2 protein-coding genes and 1 pseudogene are annotated in these 1,874 nt (G+C 41.8%); all 3 read right to left on the minus strand.

Features of this window, described 5'->3' with window-relative positions:
* Window positions 1-525, minus strand: a pseudogene (locus AB4653_RS20055) (hybrid sensor histidine kinase/response regulator); the annotation flags it as partial.
* A gap of 215 nt (window positions 526-740) precedes the next feature.
* Complete coding sequence (locus AB4653_RS20060) at window positions 741-1,115, minus strand: hypothetical protein (protein ID WP_009844972.1); 375 nt, start codon at window positions 1,113-1,115, stop codon at window positions 741-743.
* A gap of 109 nt (window positions 1,116-1,224) precedes the next feature.
* Window positions 1,225-1,874: ATP-binding cassette domain-containing protein (locus AB4653_RS20065; RefSeq protein ID WP_372105145.1), on the minus strand; the 650-nt coding region annotated here is incomplete at its 5' end.

Consider the following 1,874-nt stretch of genomic DNA (forward strand, 5'->3'; position numbering starts at 1 on the left):
GAGCTTAAATTCTTCATTTGACCAAAACATCAACCACTCTAGTTGATGCAAGGCGGTGAGGTGCTGTTGAATCTCACGCTTGGTGATATCAAAAGGGACTTTCTCAATGGCTAGCAACAATTGTTGGTACAAGTCACTTTGCCATTCAATCGCATCCAGCTTATCGAAACTGTCGGTCGTTTTCATAGTCGACAAGGTTGCCTCACTGAAGTCGGCCAGCAGTTGGTTCACTTCTTCGGAACTGTTTAGAAATATGCTGGGTGAAAGTGCTTTGAGCTCGGCATTTACCTTAGCACTTCGATTAACGAACTCTTCAGTGTTTGGGGCCAAAGTACTTCGATACAAGACAGAGATATCTTCAAGGTAAATTGCTAACTGATTGGTTCGCTCAAAATCGTTTAACTGCGTCGTCAGAAAGTAAGCTTGTCTACCGGCTAAGAAAAGGAGCAATGAGATCGGTAGTAGAACTAAGCCAAAGAGTTTATGTTTAACTGAAAGGTTATTCCAGACCGTGAGTGTCGACATATTAAGGATCCATCCAACTGGTTTTATATAAAAACAGTAGAATAAAAATGCCGATATGGAAACTTTGAAACTGTAAATTTAATGGAAGTGTGGGAGGGGTATAAGTTCTTGTGATTCCACAGCTTATTTTGAAATAGCTTGTCTTGCTAGCAATTTATAGCGTTTGGCGGTCGGTTTGATTTTGATGCTTATTGATGAGTATCTTAAAAAGCGAGTTAATTAGGGTGATTTTTATCGAGACTTAGTTCAAATAGAAGTTGCTCTAACACCGTTTTTGCAGAAGGTTCTAGCGCCCAAACACCGAGCATTCTGTTCAGTGCAGCGCGGTACACTCTGTTTTTGAGTAGGAAAGCGAGCGTACGCGTATCGTTGCTCAGAACATTTGATTGTACGACGGTTAACTCAGCTTTGTTCTCGATATCGATTTTCTGAAGATTGAAAGCGGGTAGAAAGGCACACTCATACCAAACTTCTATGATCTCTCGAAGTTCGATTTCCTCTTCAGGCACATCGCAGCCCTGAAGTTGATGGTTTTCAGGAATTGCGGATAAGTAAGCGACATCAAGCTTGTCTGCAACGAATGTGTACATTTGCTTCCTTTGTATCGGTGATTTTAGAGCGAATCATCTCTCTCACTTATGTTTTTGTCAATTACATCCATTTATCTAACGAGTAATTTGTGAATAAGCATCGTCGTGTTTAACTCAAGCTGTTTAAGTATTTGTCTGTTAAGCCAAAATATTTCAAGTTGCCATCAGGTTCTAGAACCAAACTCATATTGGAAGTAGCGATCAAACCGGGATCATTGGTCGAAAAAATGACGGTCTTATTCAGCAACTTATCGCTGAACAGGCGGTTAAAATACTGGGCGTTTTCATTTTCAGCCCCGTTGAACGGTTCATCAATGATTATCAGAGATTGCTCACAGTTGCCTAAACCAAGTGCCAAACGCAGCTTTTGTTGAATTCCATTCGGAAGACCTTTGCACTTATCGACACTCAATTGAGTCGCCAAGCCTTCTGGCAGCCATTCGTCTAGCTCGAAGAAGCTCACCATCTCCTGCATTTTCTCTGTCGGAATGAGTCCGTTATGCAGAATGAAGTTGGTTTCTAGTGAGCCTTCAAAAATATGCAGGTTAAAAGGGATGTAGTTAATTGAGGTGCGATAACGGTAGCTATTGAACTGTTTAATGTTGTAACCATCGACAGAAACTGCGCCTTGATAGCGGTCTTCTAGCCCAGCAATGATTGAAATTAAGGTGGTTTTTCCGCAGCCCGTAGGGCCACAAATGACCACTTTTGCACTGGGTGGTATTTTGAACCCCAAGTTGGTTAACCCTGTTGCTGCCC

It is taken from the genome of Vibrio sp. 10N.222.48.A3 (assembly GCF_041475345.1).
In the GTDB taxonomy this organism is placed as follows: Bacteria; Pseudomonadota; Gammaproteobacteria; order Enterobacterales; family Vibrionaceae; genus Vibrio; species Vibrio tasmaniensis_A.